Raw genomic sequence first — 3136 nt, forward strand, 5'->3', positions numbered from 1 at the left:
GGAACCGGCTCAGGTGTTGTCGTTGGTGTGGGAACCGGCTCAGGTGTTGTCGTTGGTGTGGGAACCGGCTCAGGTGTTGTCGTTGGTGTGGGAACCGGCTCAGGTGTTGTCGTTGGTGTGGGAACCGGCTCAGGTGGTGCCGTTCCCACAGAACCGCCTTTAATAAATACAGCAGAATCTAACCTGCCATCGCCCACATCTTTAATGCGGATGCTGAGAACATTCGTCTGATTTTTATTGAGCAAACCCTCAAAACCTAAAACTTTAGTAAAACCGTCCAGCTTAATGATGTTAGCAGCAATACCTACCCAGCTTGGGTTGTTAATATAGTCTGGGTGATCTGTAGAGCGATTATTTTGCTGGGGAACAAGATTATTAATCGTAACTGTATTTCCGTCGCTCAATTTGGCCAAATTAGTGCCGTTCAGCAGCAGTTCAAATTGGTCATTATATTTAGAACCGCCGTACTCAAGAAACTCCTCAGAAGCAAATACATATTGAAAGAACAACTTTTCAGCCGTAGAATCAGCAAAAAAGCTGAAGGTTAACTCAGTCAAATCCCCCACTTCACCCAAGACCCCAAAGTCCGTGCTTACATCGCTGCCACCAAAATTTTCGTTATCTCTCCGATTCTGACCCGGTATATCGGTGACTTTACCACTGCTCAGAACAACACCCGATATCAAACCGAAGGGGTCATTAGTGAAAATACCAGAAGCAGCCGGATCACCCGTCATTGAAAAAGAAAAATTACTCAACCCTGTATGAGATCCCAACAAATTATTTGTTAAAGTCTGAATATTATTATTTGCCCCTACCGAAAATGCCATTGCTGGTGCTGCGAACAAGCTCAGAGCACTAGTTAATGTAGCAGTTAAGGCAGCAATTTTGTGAGTAATTCTCATGATTTTGTCTTTAAAAATACAAGCCTGGTTCAATTCACAACTTCATTTTTACATTACATAACAATCAATGTCTAGGGCCTTTACAAGAACTTTACATTGATTGTTAATTTACGCTTTTTGTGTGAAGTTTTTTGGTAATTATTCGCAGTTAGTCTGCCAATAAACCTCAGCGGAATAATACCGCAATAATACGGATGCAAAAATATACGTACAGAGGCTAGTAATTTCAAGACTTACGCACTGCCCACCAAAGAAACCGGGTTTTGATAGGGTTGGCGATCGCCAACATGACTAATGACTAACAACTGATGAAAGATGAGCCCGCCCAAAAACGGATTCAAGCCCCCGACTCCTGTCGTGGAGAGATAAAAATTTTAGACTCTTGTTCAAGATCCCAGATTCATCTGTGGAGTAAATCTAAAATCCTCGAGTCGCCTTGATCTCGCCCCTGTCTAAAATCTATAATCTCTAATCGACTGACTGATGACTAAAACCCCCTTGCTTCTCCTTCCCCGCGCCGATCGGCAGCCCCTTCCAACCAACCATCCGCACTCAGGACGATCGCATTGGCATTACCCCAGCCGTCACTTTCGACAATCTGGTGTCCCCGCCGCCGTAACTCCGAAAGCGTCGCAGCCTCAAAACCTCCCCGTTCCACCATCAGGCGATCGGGCTGCCACTGATGATGCACCCGAGGTGCAGACACAGCATCGCCGACATTCATGTCGTAAACCAACACATTAAGCACAATTTGCAGCACCGTGGTAATAATCGTGCTGCCTCCGGGAGCCCCTGCTGCGAGGCGAAATTTGCCATTTTCTGTCACGATGACCGGCGTCATGCTCGATAAAGGAGTCTTCCCCGGGGCGATCGAATTTGCGTCCCCGCCCACCAAACCAAACAAATTCGGCACTCCCGCGGCCGCTGCAAAATCATCCATCTCGTTGTTGAGCAAAATTCCCGTACCCACCGCCACGACTCCAGCCCCAAAACCGCCATTCACCGTAAACGTTAAGCATACAACATTGCGCTGTTTGTCAACTACCGTGAGGTGGGTAGTTTCGGGAGACTCCCACACAAAGCGGCTCAAAGTTTCAGCGTCAACAGCTTTTACCTCCCCCGAAGGTCTAGCTTTTGACATTTGGATTTGCGATCGTCTCAATTTTCCATAATTGCTGCTAGTCAGAGCTTTGACCGGTACCCTCACAAAATCCCGATCGCCCAAATATTGGGCCCGGTCAGCATAAGCAATCCTCATGCTCTCCGCGAGTAAATGTAGCGTATCTGGACTTTGCCTCCCCAACCTCTTGAGATCGGTATCTCCCAGAATATTTAAGATTTGCAACAAATGAACGCCGCCGGAAGAAGGAGGCGACATCGCGCAAATTGCGTAAGTGCGAAAGTTGCCACAAACCGGATTTCGCCAAATCGGCGTATAGTTTTTCAAATCTTCGAGAGTGATTATGCCGCCGTTTTTAGCCATGTCGGCGGCGATCGCCCGTGCAATGTCCCCGGTATAAAAACTTTGCGGATTGTCAGCAATCTGCCGCAATGTCCGCGCCAAATCCCGCTGCACCAAAAGCTGCCCCGGCTGGTATAAAATGCCACCACGAGTAAAAACCTCCCGCGTCGCCGGGTTTTTTTTGATTGCATCCTGTCGTCGCCGGGCAGCCGTGGTAAACCGCGAACTTACCGGAAAGCCATTTTCAGCCAGGGCGATCGCCGGCGCCACCACCTGTGCCCAAGGCAACCTACCATACTCGCGTTGCACCGTATAAAGTCCAGCCACAGTGCCCGGAATCCCCGCCGCCAAATGCCCGTCCAGACTTGCCCTTTGGCGCATTTTGCCTTGCTTGTCGAGGTACATATCCCGCGCGGCCCTTCTCGGAGCTCGTTCCCGGAAATCCAGCGCTTGCACAGTCCCCGTTTCGGCCCGTCGCAGCAGCAAAAAACCCCCGCCGCCGATACCCGCCGAAAAAGGCTCCACCACCGAAATCGCCAAAGCCGTAGCAGCCGCCGCATCCACTGCATTGCCCCCCTGTTGCAGCAGGGCCAGCCCCGCAGCGCTCGCCAGAGGGTGAGCCGAAACTGCCATCCCCTGTTTGCTGCGCTGCTGCTGCAAGTTTGGCTGTAGCTGCTGCTGGCAGGCGCCGCAAACCAAGACTGTTAGGAAAAAAGTATAAATTCGCACTTTACCCATTAACTTTGAAAACATTTTCCCCCCGGTTCTA

Annotated in this window: 2 protein-coding genes; both read right to left on the reverse strand. The window is 49.7% G+C overall.

Annotation, left to right across the window (positions count from 1 at the left end; all coding sequences use genetic code 11):
• A partial coding sequence (locus ACUVJL_RS12555; RefSeq protein ID WP_445246151.1) for a choice-of-anchor L domain-containing protein occupies positions 1-905 on the reverse strand: 905 nt, incomplete at its 3' end.
• 487 nt (positions 906-1392) lie between these two features.
• Complete coding sequence (ggt, locus tag ACUVJL_RS12560) at positions 1393-3120, reverse strand: gamma-glutamyltransferase (RefSeq protein ID WP_445246152.1); 1728 nt, start codon at positions 3118-3120, stop codon at positions 1393-1395.
• Positions 3121-3136 lie beyond the last annotated feature (16 nt).

Origin of the sequence: Microcoleus sp. OTE_8_concoct_300 (assembly GCF_031383065.1) — a bacterium.
Taxonomy (GTDB): Bacteria; Cyanobacteriota; Cyanobacteriia; order Cyanobacteriales; family Microcoleaceae; genus Microcoleus.